The organism is Streptomyces sp. NPDC002680, assembly GCF_042889145.1.
Taxonomy (GTDB): Bacteria; Actinomycetota; Actinomycetes; order Streptomycetales; family Streptomycetaceae; genus Streptomyces; species Streptomyces adonidis.
Map to the genome: position 1 here is coordinate 16,222 of NZ_JBIAQP010000003.1, position 18,332 is coordinate 34,553.

The 18,332-nt window shown below is 70.8% G+C and carries 15 protein-coding genes, 1 tRNA gene and 1 riboswitch; of the genes, 8 read left to right on the top strand and 8 right to left on the bottom strand.

Annotated elements, in window-relative coordinates; genetic code table 11:
- Positions 1 to 806 precede the first annotated feature (806 nt).
- From ACFYXF_RS09705 to ACFYXF_RS09720, 4 genes are all read left to right on the top strand, one after another.
- Entirely contained in the window at positions 807 to 2,231 is a 1,425-nt protein-coding gene (locus ACFYXF_RS09705; protein ID WP_235477049.1) for an MFS transporter, read from the top strand.
- A 158-nt stretch (positions 2,232 to 2,389) separates the two neighbouring features.
- Positions 2,390 to 3,604 (top strand): L-2-hydroxyglutarate oxidase, encoded by a 1,215-nt coding sequence (lhgO, locus tag ACFYXF_RS09710; protein ID WP_389349033.1) that lies wholly within the window; start codon positions 2,390 to 2,392, stop codon positions 3,602 to 3,604.
- A gap of 216 nt (positions 3,605 to 3,820) precedes the next feature.
- On the top strand, positions 3,821 to 4,576 hold the full coding sequence (gene trmB, locus ACFYXF_RS09715; RefSeq protein WP_389349034.1) for a tRNA (guanosine(46)-N7)-methyltransferase TrmB: 756 nt from the start codon (positions 3,821 to 3,823) through the stop codon (positions 4,574 to 4,576).
- Between the two features lie 94 nt (positions 4,577 to 4,670).
- Positions 4,671 to 6,035, top strand: a complete 1,365-nt coding sequence (locus tag ACFYXF_RS09720; RefSeq protein ID WP_389349035.1) for a PrsW family intramembrane metalloprotease — start codon at positions 4,671 to 4,673, stop codon at positions 6,033 to 6,035.
- A gap of 593 nt (positions 6,036 to 6,628) precedes the next feature.
- Here ACFYXF_RS09720 and ACFYXF_RS09725 read toward each other — a convergent pair.
- From ACFYXF_RS09725 to ACFYXF_RS09745, 5 genes are all read right to left on the bottom strand, one after another.
- On the bottom strand, positions 6,629 to 7,582 hold the full coding sequence (locus tag ACFYXF_RS09725) for an aldo/keto reductase (RefSeq protein WP_389349036.1): 954 nt from the start codon (positions 7,580 to 7,582) through the stop codon (positions 6,629 to 6,631).
- A 94-nt stretch (positions 7,583 to 7,676) separates the two neighbouring features.
- Positions 7,677 to 8,747 (bottom strand): M23 family metallopeptidase, encoded by a 1,071-nt coding sequence (locus ACFYXF_RS09730; protein ID WP_389349037.1) that lies wholly within the window; start codon positions 8,745 to 8,747, stop codon positions 7,677 to 7,679.
- Between the two features lie 11 nt (positions 8,748 to 8,758).
- Positions 8,759 to 8,916: riboswitch (cyclic di-AMP (ydaO/yuaA leader) on the bottom strand.
- Positions 8,917 to 9,175: 259 nt separating this feature from the next.
- Complete coding sequence (locus tag ACFYXF_RS09735) at positions 9,176 to 10,294, bottom strand: PP2C family protein-serine/threonine phosphatase (RefSeq protein ID WP_389349038.1); 1,119 nt, start codon at positions 10,292 to 10,294, stop codon at positions 9,176 to 9,178.
- Positions 10,295 to 10,484: 190 nt separating this feature from the next.
- Positions 10,485 to 10,558: transfer RNA gene (locus ACFYXF_RS09740), tRNA-Met, on the bottom strand.
- A gap of 90 nt (positions 10,559 to 10,648) precedes the next feature.
- Entirely contained in the window at positions 10,649 to 11,788 is a 1,140-nt protein-coding gene (locus ACFYXF_RS09745) for a dihydrofolate reductase family protein (RefSeq protein ID WP_389349039.1), read from the bottom strand.
- Between the two features lie 95 nt (positions 11,789 to 11,883).
- Between ACFYXF_RS09745 and ACFYXF_RS09750 the strand changes: the two genes are divergently transcribed.
- From ACFYXF_RS09750 to ACFYXF_RS09765, 4 genes are all read left to right on the top strand, one after another.
- Complete coding sequence (locus tag ACFYXF_RS09750; protein WP_369037233.1) at positions 11,884 to 12,408, top strand: MarR family winged helix-turn-helix transcriptional regulator; 525 nt, start codon at positions 11,884 to 11,886, stop codon at positions 12,406 to 12,408.
- A 141-nt stretch (positions 12,409 to 12,549) separates the two neighbouring features.
- Complete coding sequence (ribA, locus tag ACFYXF_RS09755) at positions 12,550 to 13,200, top strand: GTP cyclohydrolase II (RefSeq protein WP_389349040.1); 651 nt, start codon at positions 12,550 to 12,552, stop codon at positions 13,198 to 13,200.
- A gap of 62 nt (positions 13,201 to 13,262) precedes the next feature.
- Entirely contained in the window at positions 13,263 to 14,237 is a 975-nt protein-coding gene (locus ACFYXF_RS09760) for a YihY/virulence factor BrkB family protein (protein WP_389349041.1), read from the top strand.
- Between the two features lie 144 nt (positions 14,238 to 14,381).
- Positions 14,382 to 14,864, top strand: a complete 483-nt coding sequence (locus tag ACFYXF_RS09765) for a hypothetical protein (protein ID WP_389349042.1) — start codon at positions 14,382 to 14,384, stop codon at positions 14,862 to 14,864.
- Between the two features lie 330 nt (positions 14,865 to 15,194).
- Here the strand turns inward: ACFYXF_RS09765 and ACFYXF_RS09770 are convergent, their stop codons facing one another.
- The 3 genes from ACFYXF_RS09770 to ACFYXF_RS09780 all read right to left on the bottom strand — a co-directional run bounded on the left by ACFYXF_RS09770 (position 15,195) and on the right by ACFYXF_RS09780 (position 18,204).
- On the bottom strand, positions 15,195 to 15,533 hold the full coding sequence (locus tag ACFYXF_RS09770) for a helix-turn-helix domain-containing protein (protein ID WP_389349043.1): 339 nt from the start codon (positions 15,531 to 15,533) through the stop codon (positions 15,195 to 15,197).
- A gap of 605 nt (positions 15,534 to 16,138) precedes the next feature.
- Positions 16,139 to 16,447: an SCO5918 family protein gene (locus tag ACFYXF_RS09775; RefSeq protein WP_389349044.1), complete on the bottom strand. Its 309-nt coding sequence runs from the start codon at positions 16,445 to 16,447 to the stop codon at positions 16,139 to 16,141.
- A 230-nt stretch (positions 16,448 to 16,677) separates the two neighbouring features.
- On the bottom strand, positions 16,678 to 18,204 hold the full coding sequence (locus ACFYXF_RS09780) for a DEAD/DEAH box helicase (RefSeq protein WP_389349045.1): 1,527 nt from the start codon (positions 18,202 to 18,204) through the stop codon (positions 16,678 to 16,680).
- Between the last annotated feature and the right edge of the window lie 128 nt (positions 18,205 to 18,332).

Consider the following 18,332-nt stretch of genomic DNA (forward strand, 5'->3'; position numbering starts at 1 on the left):
GAAGCGCCCGAGAGGGACGGCAGAGCCGCTCGCGCTCCCCGAAGTGCGCCCCTGCGAACTCCTGTGCACCCCCTGGAACATGCCCGCCCGGCCGCGAACGCACGCGCGGTTCAAGGGACTTCAAGGTTTGGATCAAGGAATTTCGATGAGGGGGCAAGGAGGCTTCGGCCCAGGGATATTGGTACAGGGACATCGACAATCGCCGGACCCCGACGGGAAGTTCACAGCCCGTCGAAACTGGTCGACCAGCCCCTCGACACCCGTCGACCAGGGAGTTCACCCCCGACGCTGCGACCTGAATGCGCCCCCGTTACGCTCCCCCAAGACGCCCCACGCGCCCTCAATTTCCGTGGTGGGAGGGGTAATCGACCCGGGAAGGCGGGGTCTGTTTTCGGCCAAATTGGCGAAGCGGGGACAGGCTCGCGCACGCTCCGTACAGGCTCTGCGGAGCGCAGAGCGCACGCACAGTCCGGGAGGCGGAGTTCGCCTCCCGGACCGGTCCGCCGCCCGCGGGGATGTAGGCGGCGGTGTCCCCCAGCCCACTGGATCCAGTACAGCGGGCCGACCCACGCAGGTTCCATGGAAGCGCTCCCGCCATGGCCGGAGAAGAGCGCACGGGCGGGCGCACGGCCACACAGCGGGGGCACGTCGCAACGGTGCGTACATCCCCAGAACTTCCGTACGGACCACAATCCCGCCATCCGGAACAATGCCTCTTAACGCTTGGGATGCGGCGAACTACGCTGGGTTTACGAATGCCGCATGGTTATGCCAGCGTGGCAGCCGTCTGTGTCGAGGGGTGGCGCATGTCCAGGGAGCAACGCGGGCCGAACGACAAACTCGGCGCCGTTCTCGCCCTCGCGGGAATCAGCAACGCAGGACTCGCGCGTCGCGTCAACGACCTTGGCGCTCAACGCGGGTTGACTCTTCGCTACGACAAGACGTCGGTGGCGCGCTGGGTGTCGAAGGGCATGGTGCCGCAGGGCGCCGCGCCGCACCTCATCGCGGCCGCCATCGGCCAGAAGCTCGGCCGTCCGGTGCCGCTCCACGAGATCGGCCTGGCGGACGCGGATCCCGCACCCGAGGTGGGCCTCGCCTTCCCCCGGGACGTCGGACAGGCGGTCCGCTCCGCCACCGACCTCTACCGTCTCGACCTCGCCGGCCGCCGCGCGGGCTCCGGCGGCATCTGGCAGTCGCTCGCCGGATCGTTCGCAGTGAGCGCATACGCAACGCCTGCCTCACGGTGGCTGATAACCCCGGCCGACAGCTCGGTGGCACGCGACGCAAGCCCCTCCGAGGGCTCCGGGGCACCGCTGAAAGTCGGCCACAGCGATGTGCAGAAACTGCGGGAGGCCGCGGAGGACGCCAGGCGCTGGGACTCCAAGTACGGCGGCGGCGACTGGCGTTCGTCGATGGTGCCCGAGTGCCTGCGGGTGGAGGCGGCGCCTCTGCTGCTGGGCTCGTACTCGGACGAGGTGGGACGCGCCCTGTTCGGGGCATCCGCCGAACTCACGCGCCTCGCCGGGTGGATGGCCTTCGACACGGGTCAACAGGAGGCGGCGCAGCGGTACTACATCCAGGCGCTGCGGCTGGCGCGGGCAGCGGCGGACGTACCGCTGGGGGGCTATGTCCTGGCCTCGATGTCGTTGCAGGCGACCTACCGGGGCTTCGGCGACGAGGGCGTCGACCTCGCCCAGGCCGCCCTGGAGCGCAACAGGGGCCTCGCCACGGCCCGCACGATGAGTTTCTTCCGGCTGGTCGAGGCAAGGGCCCACGCGCGCGCGAGTGACGCCCACGCGGCCGGCGCTGCGCTGCGCTCCGCGGAGGGCTGGCTGGAGCGGGCCCGCGACGGCGACAACGATCCGTCCTGGCTCGGCTTCTACTCGTACGACCGTTTCGCCGCCGACGCCGCCGAGTGCTACCGCGATCTGAAGGCACCGCGTCAGGTCCGCCGTTTCACGGAGCAGGCGCTGTCGAAGCCGACGGAGGAGTTCGTGCGCTCGCACGGGCTGCGGCTGGTCGTCTCGGCGGTCGCCGAGCTCGAGTCGGGCAATCTCGATGCGGCATGCGAGCAGGGGGTGCGGGCGGTGGAAGTCGCGGGGCGCATCTCTTCTGCGCGCACCACCGAGTACGTGAAGGATCTTCTGCATCGGTTGGAGCCGTATGGGGATGAACCCCGGGTGGTGGAGTTGCGGGAGCGGGCTCGGCCGTTGTTGATGACTCCGGCGTAGGGGGTTCGGGTCCCTTCCCGTCTGCCTGGTTTCGGTGATCTTGGGGGTGCGGGTTGTACGTGGCTTGTCGCGCAGTTCCCCGCGCCCCTGGGTGGGTCCACTCGCCCTGTGTTTGAAGTGACTGTCAGTGGTGCAGTGCACTATCGGGGTGGGAGGTGGTGCCGGTGGTGGCGTACGACTGTGATGTGCTCGTGGTCGGTGGGGGGATCGTCGGGCTGTCGACGGCGTATGCGATCACGCGTGCCGCGCCGGGTACGCGGGTGACGGTGCTGGAGAAGGAGTCGGGGCCGGCCCGGCACCAGACGGGCCGCAACAGCGGGGTGATCCACAGCGGGATCTACTACCGGCCGGGGTCGCTCAAGGCGCGGTACGCAGTGCAGGGCGCCGCCGAGATGGTCAAGTTCTGCGCGGAGTACGGCATCCCGCACGCCGTCACCGGCAAGCTGATCGTCGCGACGGAGCGGGACGAGCTGCCCCGGCTGCACGCCCTCGTCCAGCGCGGCCGGGAGAACGGCATTCCGGTACGGGAACTGGGCCCCGCGCAGATCGGGGAGTACGAGCCGGAGGTACGGGGCCTCGCCGGCATACACGTGGGGACGACCGGGATCTGCGACTACGTGGCGGTCGCCCGGCAGCTGGCCGAGTCCTCAGGGGCGGAGATCCGGTACGGCGCCAGGGTCGTCCGCGTCGACCGGCGGGCGGAGCTCGGGGTGGCCGTGCGGACGGCTGGGCCCGGGGGCGGCGAGGTCGTGCGGGGGCGGGTGCTGGTCAACTGCGCCGGGCTGTACTGCGACGAGGTGGCGCGGCTGACCGGTGACGATCCCGGGATGCGGATCGTGCCGTTCAGGGGCGAGTACTTCACGCTGGCGCGGCCCGAGCTGGTGCGGGGGCTGGTGTATCCGGTGCCGGATCCGGCGTTTCCGTTCCTCGGGGTGCATCTGACCCGGGGGATCGACGGGGGTGTCCACATCGGGCCCAATGCCGTGCCGGCGCTGGCGCGGGAGGGGTACGGGTGGGGGACCGTGTCGGTGCGGGAGCTGGGGGCGACGGTGGCGTGGCCCGGGACGTGGCGGATCGCTGCGCGGCACTGGCGGTACGGGGGTGGGGAGCTGCGGCGGTCGGTGTCGAAGGGGGCGTTCGCTCGGGCGGTGCGGAGGTTGTTGCCGGTGGTGTCGGAGGGGGATCTGGTGCCTGCGGCGGCGGGGGTTCGGGCGCAGGCGGTGTTGCGGGACGGGACGCTGGTGGATGACTTCTTGATCAGGGAGGGGGCGCGGGCGGTGCATGTACTGAACGCGCCGTCACCTGCGGCGACGGCGTCGCTGCCGATCGGGCGGGAGGTGGCTCGGCGGGCGTTGGCCGTGCTGGGCGGGTGAGACGGGGATTCTCTCGCCCCCGCCGCCCCTACCCGTCCCGTCCTCGGGGGCGCTGCCCCCGAACCCCCTTTGTCCTCAAACGCCGGACGGGCTGACATACCAGCCCGTCCGGCGTTTGAGGACGAGCGCGTTCAGCGCGACAAGGGGGGTCTGGGGGCGCAGCCCCCAGGGATGGGGACGGGTAGGGGCGGCGGGGGCGAGTAAATTGGGGCCACTGTGTCTGACTTTTCTCGCCCCAAGGGCACCCCCAGGTTTCCCGGTGGGCCGCAGGCCGATCCCGCCGGGTCGCATTTCGAGCGGCGGATCAGAAGCTTTCAGCCCCGTCGCAGCCGCGTCACCGCCGGCCAGGGTGACGCCCTGCGCCGACTGTGGCCCAAGTGGGGCCTCGACATCGACGGCCACGCCCTCCGCCTCGGCGAGCTGTTCGGGAACGACCTGCCCGTCGTACTCGAGATCGGGTTCGGGATGGGCGAGGCCACCGCACAGATGGCCGCCGCCGATCCCGGCGTCAACATCCTCGCCGTCGACGTGCACACCCCGGGCCAGGGCAACCTGCTCAACCTCGCCGACCAGCAGGGCCTGACCAACATCCGCGTCGCCAACGGGGACGCCATCATCCTGCTCCGCGAGATGCTCACCCCCGACTCCCTCGACGGCCTGCGCGTCTACTTCCCGGACCCCTGGCCCAAGAAGCGCCACCACAAGAGACGGCTGATTCAGGCCGAGTTCCTCGATCTCGTGGCCGCGCGGCTGCGCGCCGGTGCGCTCGTGCACTGCGCCACCGACTGGGAACCGTACGCCGAACAGATGCTCGAAGTGCTCGACGCGCACCCGGAGTTCGAGAACACCCTGCCCGGGGGCGGTTACGCGCCACGTCCGGAGTTCCGGCCACTGACCCGTTTCGAGGGCCAGGGACTGGAGAAGGGACATGTCGTGAACGACCTGCTGTTCCGCCGCGTACAGCAGTCGTAGAGCACGAGCTGCAGCACTCGTGGAGCACGTGCCCCAGCGCTCGTAGAACCACGAGCCCCGCGCTCGTAACGCACCGGCCGTTAGGGTCAATGCCGTGGCCACCTTTCCCCCGTACCCGACGCACCCCAGCGGCCCCACCGACGGCCCCGTCGGCGGAACGCTGCGGCACGCTCACTGGTGGCAGCGGTCATGGGTGCGGTACGGCGCCCTGAGCAGCCTGCTCGCGCTCTCCGGGCTCGTCATCCTCGCTCTCGTGCGCGAACAGACCGGCACCGAGGGGTTCCTGGTCGGGCTCGGGCTCGCCGTGTTCCCCGTGCCGTTGCTCGTGGCCGCGTTCCGGTGGCTGGACCGGGTCGAGCCGGGGCCCTGGCGGAACCTGCTCTTCTCGTTCGCCTGGGGCGCCTGCGCGGCGGCCCTGATCGCGATCGTCGCCAACAGCTTCGCGACGAGATGGATAGCGACGGCCACCGCCGACCCGTCCAGCGCGGACACCCTCGGGGCGACCGTCATAGCGCCCATCGTCGAGGAGTCGGCCAAGGCAGCCGCCGTACTGCTCATCTTTCTCTTCCGGCGGCGCGACTTCACCGGGATCGTCGACGGGGTCGTCATCGCCGGGGTGACCGCGACCGGCTTCGCCTTCACCGAGAACATCCTCTATCTCGGCACCGCCTTCGGCACCGACCAGCTGACCGGGGACAGCGGTATCGCCTCGGTCACCGCGGCGACCTTCTTCGTGCGCATCGTCATGTCGCCGTTCGCGCACCCCCTGTTCACGGTCCTCACCGGCATCGGATTCGGGATCTCCGCGCTGTCGGGCGAGCGCCAGCACGTCCGCCGGGTGCTGCTGCCGCTGTCCGGGCTGCTGCTCGCGATGAGCATGCACGCCCTCTGGAACGGCTCGTCGTCCTTCGGGCAGTACGGGTTCTTCGCGGTGTACGCCGCGTTCATGGTGCCCACGTTCGGACTGCTGACCTGGCTGGTCATCTGGACCCGGCAGCGCGAGCTGCGCACCGTACGCGCCGAGTTGCCGGCGTACGCGCAGGCCGGCTGGCTGGCCCCGGCCGAGCCGTACGCACTCGGCTCGATGCGCGCCCGCCGCCTCGCCCGTGAGTACGCCCGCCACCACCTGGGCCGGCCCGCGGCACGTGCGGTGGCGCAGTACGAGGCGTACGCCACCTCCCTCGCGTTCCTGCGCCACCGGGGGCGTCTCGGCCGGGCGCGCGCCGACTTCGTCGTCCGGGAGCAGGAGCTGCTGGGCGCCCTGTGGGAGCGCAGGGCGGTGGCCCGCCCGGCCCTGGACCACGCGGCCCGCACCATCGCCCCGGCTCCGGTACTGGTACCGCCGCCGACCATCTGGCCGACGTACGGGCAACAGCCGTACGCGCATCAGCCGTACGGCCAGCAGGGGTACGGGCCGACGACCCCGTACCCGGCGGCGTACAACCCGTACCGCTCCTAGACCCCACCGTCCGGATCACACCCGGGCCACGGGGGCGACGCCCGACGCCGCCCCGCCATGCAGCTGGCCACAGGCACCACACCCCGACCGCCAGACGGGGGTCCGCCCCGATCCGAACGACAGGCCCCGCCCCGCCGCAGACCGGGGGCCACCCCGACGCCCTCCTGCACCGTGCGCCCAGCCGCCAAGCACGCCACACCCCAAGCCGCAGCAACCCACACGCCGGCCCCCGCCGCCAGCCCCCCAACCCACCACAGGCGGGGGCCCACCTCGGCGCCCCCGGCCACGCACACACCACACCCCCACCTACAGACGAGGGCACCGCACCCCCAACCCGCCGCGACCCAAACGACGGGCCCCGGCCGTGCGCCCCTCCCCCGGCCCCGCCACAGGCCGGGGCCCACCTCGACGCCCCCGGCCACGCAGCCGAAGGCGCAGCACCCCCAAGCCGGCGCATCCCGCACGACGGGCCCGCCGCCAAGCCCCGCCCCGCCCCGCCACAGGCCGGGAGCCCACCTCTACGCCCCCGCAGCACCCCCAAGTCGGCGCGACCCACACGAAAGACCCCAGCCGCGTCAGCCGTCAAGCGCCGCTCAAGCCGAAGCCGCCGTGAGGCTCGCGACCTCCGTCTCCGTCAGTTCCAGTTGCGCCACCGCGATCAGGGGCGGGAGCTGGTCCACCGTGCGGGCCGAGGCGATCGGGGCCGCGACCGTCGGCTGGGCGGCGAGCCAGGCCAGGGCTACTGTCGCGACGGCCACGCCGCGGGCCTCGGCGACCTCGTCCAGGGCGGCCAGGATCTTCCGGCCGCGTTCCGTCTCCCCGTGCTTGCCCGCGCCGGCCGCCGCCCGCGCGCCGTCGACCGCCGCACCGGGGCGGTACTTGCCCGTGAGGAAGCCGGAGGCCAGCGCGAAGTACGGGACGGCCGCGAGGCCCGTACGGGAGGCGATGTCCTGTCGCGCGCCCTCGTACGTGTCGCGGGAGACCAGGTTGTAGTGCGGCTGGATGGCCACGTACTTGGCCAGGCCCTCGCGGTCGGAGAAGTCGAGGGAGTCCTGGAGCCGCTCCGGCGAGATGTTGGAGACGGCGATGTGCCGCACCTTGCCCGCGGTCACGAGTTCGTCGAGGGCGCCGATGATCTCCTCGACGGGCACCTCGGGCCGGTCGAAGTGCGTGAAGTAGAGGTCGATGTGGTCGGTGTCGAGGCGGCGGAGCGAGGCGTCGGCGGCGGCCTTGATGTTGGCGCCCGAGAGGCCGGGGAAGTCGGGGTGCTGGCTGACCTTCGTCGCGACGACGATGTCCGCGCGGTTGCCGCGCGACTTCAGCCACTTGCCGATGATGGTCTCGGACTCGCCGCCCTGGTTGCCGTCGATCCACGCCGAGTAGGAGTCGGCGGTGTCGAGGAAGTTGCCGCCGGCGGCGGCGTAGGCGTCGAGCACCTCGAAGGACGCCTTCTCGTCGGCGGTCCAGCCGAAGACGTTGCCGCCGAGGGCGAGCGGGAAGACCTCAAGGTCCGATGATCCGAGCTTGCGAAGAGCCGTAGCAGTCATGCTTCTCGTCAACGCCCGCCCCGGACGCGCTGATTCCGGCGGTTCACGAAGGTTGTGTGAACGGCCGGAATCAGGGAACACGCGTGTTACGGGATTACGGGTTGAGGCCCATGCTCCGCAGCCACGCCATCGGGTCGATCCCCGCGGTGTCCGAGCTGCTGGTGTGGACCTCCATGTGGAGGTGGGCCCCGGTGACGTTGCCGGTGGCGCCGACGCGGCCGATCACGTCTCCCGTGTTGACCTTCTGGCCGACGCTGACGTTGATCGAGGACTGGTGGGCGTACCAGATCTCGGTGCCGTCATCGAGGGTGAGGATCGTGCGGTAGCCGTACGAGCCGCTCCAGCCCGCCTCGGTGATCGTGCCGGTGTGGACCGCCTTGAGCGGGGTACCGGTGGGAGCAGCGAAGTCGAGGCCGGTGTGGTAACCGGAGGACCACAGCGAGCCGGCCTGGCCGAACGTCGAGGTGATCGTGTACGAGGAGGTCGGCAGCGTGTACTGCTTGGCCAGCTCGGCGAGCCGCGCGGCCTCCAGCTTCGCCGCGGCTTCCTCGGCGGCCTTCTTCTTCGCGGCGGCGGCCTTCGCGGCGGCCTCGCGCTTGACCTTGGCGGCCTCGGCGGCGGCCTTCTTCGCGGCGGCGTCCTGGGCGGCCTGCTGGACCTTGGCCTCGGCCTGGTCCTTCTGCTGCTCGGCCTGGAGGATGATGCGGGCGCGCAGGGCCTCACCCGCGTCGCTGGTGCCCTGCTCGGTCTCCTCGGAGGTGACCCCGACGCTGCTGAGCGCGTTGGGGGAGCCCTGGGGCTCGGCGTCCGAGTCGTCGTCGCCCGCGAAGGGCGAGCCGACGGAGGGCAGGTCGGGGATGGAGATGGAGACCGGCGGCTTGCCGGTCTGCGCGGTGGCCATACCGGCCCCGCCGACGGCGGCTATGACACCGACGCCGAGAACGGTGGAGCTGCGGGCGAGTCCTCCGCCGCCGCGCTGCTTGCCGACGCGGTGCCGGCCGCGAACCGGACGAGTGGTGTCCGCGCTGGGATTCCACTCCTCCCAGGGGCCCTCGTCGGTGCGACGGCTGCCGAAGCCGAAGGTCGGGATCTTCCCGTCCTCGGTCTCGCTGCCGCGCTGACTCGGTACGAACGGGGCCTCTGGGGCGGCCGGGTTTGACGCCACGTGGGCGTGCTCCTTTCCTTCCTTCTCGCCTACCGGGTTAGCTGACGGGTTCGGAGCAGGAAGGTCTCCTACGCGCGTATACCTGCCGTGTTGCCACGGCGGCGGACGAGCGATTCACCCCAAGTTGGTGGTTCCCCGGTTCCCTCGCGGGATTCGGCGCGTGCGCACGGAGCCGACTCTTGTGACGGCTGGGACGACCGCGCTGCGTTATCGAACGTTAATAGACCAGGGCCCTGTATTCCAAGCTGTTCCTGTTGATCGTTAACGCTTTTCCCGAGGACGTTCCGGGTCACCACCGGTGAAAATCGGGCGAGTTGACCGTGCCCTAAGTGACTACTGAGTTTTGACTGTGTGTCAGATGTTATGCGGAGCGGGACCGTTCACTCACCCTTGGTGACAACTGATGAGAACTCGAGAACTTGAGGACCTCATGAGCTGATGGGCCGGCGTACGGCGAGCAGCGCCATGTCGTCCGTCGTGCCGCCGCCCGCGTGCCGGCGCACCTCGTCGGCGAGGGCGGCGAGGAGGGCGTCCGGGGCGTGGAAGACGCGGCCCGCGAGCCGGTCGGCCGGGGCGAAGAAGTCGCCGTGCCCGTCACGGGCCTCCGACAGCCCGTCGGTGTGCAGGAGCAGGATCGCCCCGCCGGGAAAGGGTGTCGTCTCGGCCCGGTCGGGTGCACCGCCGAGGTCGCCCATGCCGAGCGGCAGCGCGGCTTCGGACGGGCTGAGGACGCGCAGGGTGCCGTCGGTGTCGAGGAGCAGGGGCGGGGGGTGCCCGCGGTTGACGACGCGTACGACCCCGTCGCCGTGCGGGAGTTCGGCGAGTACGGCGGTGGCGAAGCCCTCGGTGGCCTCCAGACCGCCGCGCCGGGCGGCCTCGCGGGCGAGGGCTCGTTCCAGCCGCTGGGCGACCGCCTCCAGGGTCGCCTCCTGCTCGGCGGCCTCCCGGAACGCCCCGATGACGACGGCGACGGCCGCCACGGCCCCCATCCCCTTGCCCCGCACGTCCCCGAGGACTAGCCGCACTCCGTACGGGGTGTCCTGCACGGCGTACAGGTCGCCGCCGATGAAGGCACCCTCCTGGGCGGCCTCGTACCGGGCGGCGATCTCGAAACCGCCGATGCGCGCGTCCGGTTCGGGCAGTACGGCGCGTTGCGCGGCCTCGGCGATCTCGCGGGCCGTGGCGAGGCGGCGGTCGCCCCTGCGGACGACCCGGTTGATGACGACGGCCAGGACGACGACCGTGGCCACGGTGATCGTCTCGGTGATCGTGTCGGCGTCCGGGGAGAACCCGAAGCGGAGGTGGACCAGGTACTCGGCGAGGAGCGCGGCGGCCCCGGTGACGGTCGTGGTGCGCAGCGAGGAGAGCGGGGCCGCGATGAGGGGGGCGGCCGTGAAGAAGGGGACCGCGGTGAAGTCGCGCGGGGTGACGACGTCGTAGACGACCCCGGCGACGATCAGGAACGCGGGCAGAACGCGGACGAGGGTCCGCACCCGGGAGACCACCACCGCCTCGTCCGGCGACCCCGGCTCTCCCGACCGCGCCACTCGTCTCGTCTCCCGCTTCCCGCCGATCGCCCGTCCCGTCGGTCCAGGTTTTCGGGAGCGGCCGAGGAGAGCGAGCGGGGTGGACCGACCGGGCTAAGAAGAGGAGTGGGGCCGACGAAGAAAGAGGACGGCCCCGGAAACGACTCAGGGCCGGAAACCAATTTCTTGGTTTCCGGCCCTGGGCCTTCAGTAGCGGGGACAGGATTTGAACCTGCGACCTCTGGGTTATGAGCCCAGCGAGCTACCGAGCTGCTCCACCCCGCGCCGCTGAACACAACTATACGCCATCTGCGGGATCCCCATCACCACGATTGATCACCCGGTCGATCACTCGGTCGATCACTCGATTGATCATCAGCCGGGCAGGTGGGCGTTGGGCGCCTTGGCCCGCTCCTCGTACTCGGGGAGGACGACGACCTCGACGCCCTCGCCCGTGAGCAGGCCGTTCCCGTCCGCCGCGACCACGAAGGTGTCCGGCTCGCGCCAGGCGGTCACCACCCGGCGGACGCCCGCGTCGAGGATCAGCCGGGCGCAGGGCGCGGGGCGGGAGGCGCGGCGGGCGCAGGGTTCGAGGCTGCTGTAGACGGTGGCCGTCGGGAGCCGGGGGTCGGCCGGGTCGAGCTTGGCGAGGGCGGCCTCCTCGGCGTGCACGACCGGGTCGCCGCCCTCCCGGGAGTGCCCGCGCGCCAGCTCCGTACCGTCGGCGGCCACGACCACCGCGCCGACGCTGAACGCCGTGCGCGAGGGCGGACACAGCTCGGCCATCTCGCACGCCAGTGCCAGCCAGTGCCGGTCGGCGGCGACGGGGAGCGGGCCGGTGCCGGGCGCGGTGGGCTCGTACCGCATGAGGACGACGTCCTCGATCCGCCGGGTCTCGGTCAGCCGCAGGCGTCCGCCCTGGTAGGCGCCGTGGCCGAAGAGGCGGGGCGCGTCGGGATCGCCGACGAAGAGGGGCGCGAGGACGAGCTGGAGTTCGTCGGCGAGGCCCTGCTGGAGGAGCTGGGTGTGGACGGTGCCGCCGCCCTCGACCATGAGACGTTGCACACCTCGCACGTCGTGCAGGTGTTCGAGCAGGGCCCGCCAGTCGAGGGGGCCCGACCCCAGCGAGACGACGTCCACACTGGCGGGGAGATCCACGCGCCCGGCCCGCTCGGCACCCTTGTCGGTCGTGTAGACGACCTTCCCGCCGCCCGTGTGCCAGAAGTTGGCGGCCGGGTCCAGCTCCCCCGACCCACTGACGGTCACCTTGAGCGGGTACTCCGGCTTCCCGGCCGCCACCCGCGCGGCCCGCCGCTCGGGCGAGTTGACCAGCAGGCGCGGGTTGTCGGCGCGGATGGTGCCGGCGCCGATGAGGATCGCGTCGCTGGACGCCCGTACCTCGTCGACCCGGTCGAAGTCGGCGGGGCTGGAGAGCAGCAGCCGATCGGGACCGGTGTCGTCCAGGTGGCCGTCGAGGGAGACGGCGGCGGACAACAGGACGTAGGGGAGGGGCATGGGCGCACTTTCTTCGAGTGGTGCTTCGAGCGGTTCTTCGAGTACGTCTTCCAGTACCGGTTGGTTCAAGTTTTAAACAAACCTACACTGGTCGCATGACGACCCGCTGGCTCACCCCCGAGGAGCAGCGCGCGTGGCGCGCGTACGTCGGGGCCTCCCTGCTCCTGGAGGACGCGCTCGACCGGCAGCTCCAGCAGGACGCCGGGATGCCGCACCTCTATTACACGATCCTGGCCTACCTCTCCGAGACGCCCGAGCGGCGGCTGCGGATGACCGATCTCGCCGAGAAGCTGAAGATCACGCGCAGCCGGCTGACGTATGCGGTGGCGCGACTGGAGAAGGACGGGCATGTACGGCGTGAGGCCTGCAAGTGGGACAAGCGGGGCACCGTCGCCGCGTTGACCGACGAGGGCATGGCGGTGCTGGAACGCACCGCCCCGGGCCATGTCGCCACGGTCCGCGCGTCCCTCTTCGACCATCTGACTCCCGAGCAGGTGGGCCAGCTGGAGGAGATCTGCGCGGGCGTCGAGCGGGCGCTCCAGGGGGACGGGACGGAGTCGGCGCCGTCACCGGAGGGGCTGCCGTGGCTGCGCCGGTCGGCGCCGTCGTGCGGGTCGTGAGCCACACCGGAAACTCATTGCTTTAACTTTGAAACATGAGGTAGGGTCACCATTCGAGTGAGGATCTGCTTCAAAACTGAAGCAGATCGGATCTCTGAGGATCAGAGGACCAGAGGACCAAGAACCACCCGGGAGACCCGCATGCCCGACTTCCCCGCCGCCACCCAGCGCTCCCGCGTCCGGGTGCCGCTGCGCTTCCACGACGGCTACAGCGTCGACACCGAACTGGTCACCTTCCACGGCCTGGCCGACGGCCTGGAGCACGTGGCGATGGTCCTCGGCGAACCGGCGCCCGGCACCACCCCGCTGGTCCGGCTGCACTCCGAGTGCCTCACGGGCGATGTCTTCGGCTCGGCCCGCTGCGACTGCGGCCCGCAGCTGCGCGAGGCCGTCGAGCGCATAGCCGAGCACGGCGGCGTGCTGCTCTACCTCCGCCAGGAGGGCCGGGGCATCGGCCTCTACAACAAGCTCGACGCGTACGCCCTCCAGGACGAGGGCCTCGACACCTACGCCGCGAACGCCGCGCTGGGCCTCCCCGAGGACGCCCGCGACTACACGGCGGCGGCCCAGATGCTCGAAGCCCTGAACATCACTTCACTGGACCTCCTCTCCAACAACCCGGACAAGGCGAACCAGCTCCGCGCCCTGGGCATGGACGTCCAGGACCGCGTCCCCACAGGCGTGTTCACCACTCCGGCGAACGTCCGCTACCTCCGCGCGAAGGTCCTGCAGACCCAACACACGCTGCCGCTGGGCGAGTTGGGCGGCCTCACGGAGCTGAGCGTGGGCTGAGCACGGGCCGACAGCCGCTGGCGTACGGGTATAACTGCCGCTCAGCCGGATATCCGTACGGAATGCCACGGATGCTGAAGCAGCACGGAAACGGCGGACACGACGGGACACCCGAGGCCGGGCCGGACCCGGCCGCACCCACGCCGCCCAGGCCCTCCTGGTGGGCGGTACTGAAAGGCACCGCGAAGAAGTTCGGCAAGGACGAACTGGCCGACCGGGCCGCCGCGTTGACCTACTACGGCATCCTGGCGCTGTTCCCGGCGCTGATGCTGCTGATCTCCGTGCTCGGGCTCATGGGCCGGTCGGCGTCGCGACGCGTGCTGGACAACATCCAGCGCCTGGCCCCGGGTTCGGCCCGGGAGGTCCTGCACGACGCGGTGTCGCAGATGGAGGGCACCACGGGAATCGGCTCGGCCATGGCGGCCTTCAGCCTGCTCGTCGCGGTCTGGTCGGCCTCGGGCTATGTCGCCGCGTTCATCAGGAGCGCCGACACGATCTACGACGTCCCGAAGGGCCGTCCGGTGTGGAAGGTACTGCCGGTCCGCGTCGGCGTGACGCTGGCCCTGATGGTCCTGGCCGTGGTCAGCGCGGTGACCGTCGTGTTCACCGGCGACCTGGCCCAACAGGTCGGCACCGCACTGGGGTTCGGCGACACGGCGCTCGCGGTGTGGTCGATCGCGAAGTGGCCGGGGCTGGCGATGGTGGTGACGGTCATGATCGCGATCCTGTACTGGGCGGCCCCGCACCCGAAGGGCCGCGGCTTCCGCTGGATCACACCGGGCAGCTTCCTGGCGCTGGCGATCTGGATGACCGCCTCCGCCGGCTTCGCGGTGTACCTGGCGAACTTCGCCTCGTACAACAGGACTTACGGCACTTTCGCCGGCGTGATCATCTTCTTGATCTGGCTCTGGATCACCAATCTGGCGATCCTGCTGGGCCTGGAGTGCGACGCGGAGCTGGCCCGCCAACACGGCGGGGTGAGGCGGGGATACGGGGGTACTCGCACAGCCGATCCGCTGAACGCACCGGTGTCCTGACGACCGTCACCGCGCCGATGGCGGCGCTCGGCAGGAGCGGTTCGGCCAGGCGATCCCCGGCGGCGTCCAGCGAACCATGGACACGGACATGGACATGGACAGCGTCAGGGCCGATGCGACCGCGACCAAGGAGAGGCCACAGCGATGACCGAGGACAAGTCACAGCCGGACGACGGGACGGCGACGCCTTCCCCCGAGGAACTGCGCATACGGGTGGAGGCGACCCCCGAGAACCTCGGCGAGCCCACCGAGCCGAAGCCCCGGGCCCAGGAGAAGTCGGCGACCGTCAGGCAGCAGGTCACCGAGAAGACCACCCAGGTCACGGCCCAACTCCGGGACAAGGCCACGCACGCGGCCCACGCCGTGCAGGACAGGACCCCCGAGCCGGTACGCGCCAAGGCGGCAGCGGCGACCGAACAGGTCCGCGACAAGGCCACGGCAGCAACCGAGCAAGTCCGCGACAAAGCCGCACACGTCGCCGAACTGGCCCGGGACAAGGCCCCGGAACCGGTACGCGAGAAGGCGGGCCAGGGGATGCAGGCCGCCCGTGCCAACCGCGCCCCGCTGCTCGCCGCCGGCGCGGTCGTGGCGCTGCTGCTCATCCGGCGGTCGAGGAAACACCGGTAGAAGAAACACCGGTAGAAGAAACACCGGTGGAGGCCTCGAAGATCGCCTGCAAGCCGGTCGGCGTGGCCTTGGGCGCCCTCGGCGGCGTCCGGACCAACGCGGTGTTCGAGCAGACCGGAACCCGGCTCGCGCGCGAGGAGCACGCCCCCGACTCCGCCGGCGAGCACCGCGGCCGGCGCGAGGTCCAGTCGGCGGCCGTCCTGCAGGGCGCGCGGCCTTCGCCGGCGTCAAGGCAGCCGTCGACCGCGCCGGCGCCACGTCCGTCCGGCGCTCGACGGGCACCTGGCCGGGCTGAGCCGCCGGTGATCGCGCCCGGCGGGCACACCCGCTTCAGGACTCAGCCGGAGGATGGGACGATCCGTCGGCGCGGCGGTACTCGGCGTTGATGCGCTGGGCTTCCTCAAGCTGGTCTTCGAGGATGATGATCCGGCATGCCGCCTCGATCGGGGTGCCGCGGTCGACGAGTTCACGCGCGCGGGCCGCGATACGCAGTTGATAGCGCGAGTAGCGGCGGTGTCCGCCCTCGGAGCGCAGTGGCGTGATCAGCCTCGCTTCGCCGAGGGACCGGAGGAAACCGGGAGTGGTGCCGAGCATCTCGGCGGCCCGGCCCATCGTGTAGGCGGGGTAGTCGTCGTCGTCGAGACGGCCCAGCGACTCGTCTGCTGTCATCTCACCTCTCTGTGGAACGCGTCGAGGGGCCTTGGTGCCGTATGGCACCAAGGCCCCGAAGGAACTACCAAACACCATCTGCCGGCCCTACTGCTGCACCGGCCCTATGTTTCCGCACAGCCGCCCGGAAAACCGACGGGGTGCGGGGATCGCGGATGTACGACCGGAGACCACCTGCCTTAACGATGTCCTGCGGTACCCGGGTCCAGCTCTTCGGCCCGGGCGATCCCGATGGCGCTCGACTCCTCCGTTCTTCCCTCTGAAGCAATCACTCGTCGAACGGAAACTGCGTACGTACTGCTTGTACTGCGAACTGCTGGTACTGCCATGCGTGCACTACTGCCCGGCAGTTCGTGTCTGTCGGGCCTCGCTCGATCTCGGCTACGAGAGAAACAGTAACCATCCGAGTTCCCAATGTCTACTCTGGCAAGCATAGATTTTGATGGACTTGGCGATGAGGTAATCACCTCGGCCAGTCTGCGCGAGTTCTCCGCCGCCGCGCCGCGAACAACACGGCACGGCACGCAGTGAGGGCCCGACCGGCGTGTGCCGGTCGGGCCCTCACTGCTGTTCGGATGCTGTTCGGCTCACGCCGATCCGGTCGGTCAGACGGACACGGGGGTGCCGAGCAACGCGGAAGCCCGCTCGAACGGGTTGTCGTCACGCGCGGGGGCGGCCTTGGGCGCGGTGCCGCAGGTGAAGCCGAGCCTGGCCATGGCCCGCACGACTTCGCCGGCGCTGAAATCGCGGGGGTCCTGGCGGGTGACGACCTGGCCGACCTGCTTGACGGGGTAGTGGCGTCGTCCGATGATCACGGACTCGCCGGTGATCGGCTCGGGTTTGACACCCTTCATCGACTCCAGCACACCGCTCTTGGTCAGGTCGAACGGGAAGCGTGCGATGACACAGCGCATGATGCCTCACAGAGAGAAGGGGACAAGGGGAGACAGGAGAGAGGGCGAGGACGCCCGGGGCTGCGGCCCCCGTGGTCCGCGGTGAGGCGAAGAGCCCGCCGCCGTCGGTGATGTCACTCGGACGGATCCGGTCCGTGTAGCCGTGGCCGTCCCGGACGGTGGCAAGCCGGGCCCGGGTGACCGGGCCGACTGATCACGAGGGTTCCGCATCGTTGTGCTGGGCCTTGGTACTACGCCGCCGCGCCGACGGTGGACTGCCGTGCGGACGTGCGGCCTGCCGCTGAGGCGGGGCGGCGTCGGCCGCGTGAGGCAGCGTTGCGCTTCGAGGCGTCGCCGCGCCTCTTGGGGCGTTCGGCCACCGGCGCGGTGATGACGACCGGGATGCCCGAGGGGGTCTGGGCGCCGGTGATGCGGTGCAGGGCCTCGTCGCCGACACGGACCTGGGCGGTCTGCGGGACGATGCCGGCCGCTGCCATGAGGCGGGTCATGTCGCGGCGCTGGTTCGGGGTGACCAGGGTGACGACGCTGCCGGACTCACCGGCACGGGCGGTCCTGCCGCCGCGGTGGAGGTAGTCCTTGTGGTCGGTCGGCGGGTCGACGTTGACGACGAGGTCGAGGTTGTCGACGTGGATGCCGCGCGCCGCGACGTTGGTCGCCACCAGCACGTTGACGTGCCCGGTCTTGAACTGCGCCAGCGTGCGGGTGCGCTGCGGCTGCGACTTCCCGCCGTGCAGCGCGGCGGCCCGTACCCCGCTGTGCAGGAGCTGCTCGGTGAGGCGGTCGACGGCGTGCTTGGTGTCGAGGAACATGATCACGCGGCCGTCACGGGCGGCGATCTCGACGGTGGCCGTGTGCTTGTAGGCACCGTGGACGTGCAGCACGTGGTGCTCCATCGTCGTGACCGCGCCGGCCGAGGGGTCGACGGAGTGCACGACGGGGTCCGTGAGGTAGCGGCGCACGAGCAGGTCGACGTTCCGGTCGAGGGTGGCGGAGAACAGCATGCGCTGGCCGTCGGGGCGGACCTGGTCGAGCAGGGCGGTGACCTGCGGCATAAAGCCCATGTCGGCCATCTGGTCGGCCTCGTCGAGGACGGTGATGGAGACCTGGTCCAGCCGGCAGTCGCCGCGGTCGATGAGGTCCTTGAGGCGTCCGGGGGTGGCGACGACGATCTCGGCACCGCCACGCAGCGCGCTGGCCTGCCTGCCGATCGGCATCCCGCCCACCACCGTGGCCAGCCGCAGCCGCACGGCACGGGCGTACGGGGTGAGCGCGTCGGTGACCTGCTGCGCCAGCTCACGCGTCGGTACGAGGACCAGCCCCAGCGGCTGCCTGGCGTCGGCGCGCCGCCCGACCGTACGGGCCAGCAGCGCCAGCCCGAAAGCGAGGGTCTTGCCGGAGCCGGTGCGCCCGCGACCCAGTACGTCCCGGCCGACGAGGGAGTTCGGCAGGGTCGCGGCCTGGATCGGGAAGGGGACGGTCACGCCCTGCGAGCCGAGCGCGGCCAGCAGTTCCTTGGGCATGTCGAGATCGGCGAAGCCCTCCACGGCGGGAAGAGCCGGGGTGATCGTCTCGGGGAGGGCGAACTCCCCCTGGACCGCGGCGGGTCGGCGGCCGGAACCACCGTGGCCGCCGGAACGGCTCGGCTTCCCGGACCGGCTCGCGGCCGACGAGCCGACTCGGCCGCCGCTCCTTCGTCCGGAAGCGGCACTGCCGTTGCGGGTGCGGGCGGAGCGGTCGTTGGTACGTGTGCGGTTCATGCGGAACCTTCCTCGATGCGGCTCACATCTAGGAATTTCCGCAGCAACGAGCGGCGCGGACAATTGCAAGAATGGGCCGATGGAATACGAAAGCGAATCTGGCCGGCAGTAAATTCGCACGGCGCAGG

Coding starts and splice junctions, on each gene's coding strand:
- ACFYXF_RS09750 (WP_369037233.1), top strand. CDS start 11,884: ATGACGACCCGCTGGCTCACCCCCGAGGAGCAGCGCGCGTGGCGCGCG.
- ACFYXF_RS09760 (WP_389349041.1), top strand. CDS start 13,263: ATGCCACGGATGCTGAAGCAGCACGGAAACGGCGGACACGACGGGACA.
- ACFYXF_RS09705 (WP_235477049.1), top strand. CDS start 807: ATGTCCAGGGAGCAACGCGGGCCGAACGACAAACTCGGCGCCGTTCTC.
- ACFYXF_RS09765 (WP_389349042.1), top strand. CDS start 14,382: ATGACCGAGGACAAGTCACAGCCGGACGACGGGACGGCGACGCCTTCC.
- ribA (WP_389349040.1), top strand. CDS start 12,550: ATGCCCGACTTCCCCGCCGCCACCCAGCGCTCCCGCGTCCGGGTGCCG.
- ACFYXF_RS09745 (WP_389349039.1), bottom strand. CDS start 11,788: ATGCCCCTCCCCTACGTCCTGTTGTCCGCCGCCGTCTCCCTCGACGGC.
- ACFYXF_RS09770 (WP_389349043.1), bottom strand. CDS start 15,533: ATGACAGCAGACGAGTCGCTGGGCCGTCTCGACGACGACGACTACCCC.
- ACFYXF_RS09725 (WP_389349036.1), bottom strand. CDS start 7,582: ATGACTGCTACGGCTCTTCGCAAGCTCGGATCATCGGACCTTGAGGTC.
- ACFYXF_RS09775 (WP_389349044.1), bottom strand. CDS start 16,447: ATGCGCTGTGTCATCGCACGCTTCCCGTTCGACCTGACCAAGAGCGGT.
- ACFYXF_RS09780 (WP_389349045.1), bottom strand. CDS start 18,204: ATGAACCGCACACGTACCAACGACCGCTCCGCCCGCACCCGCAACGGC.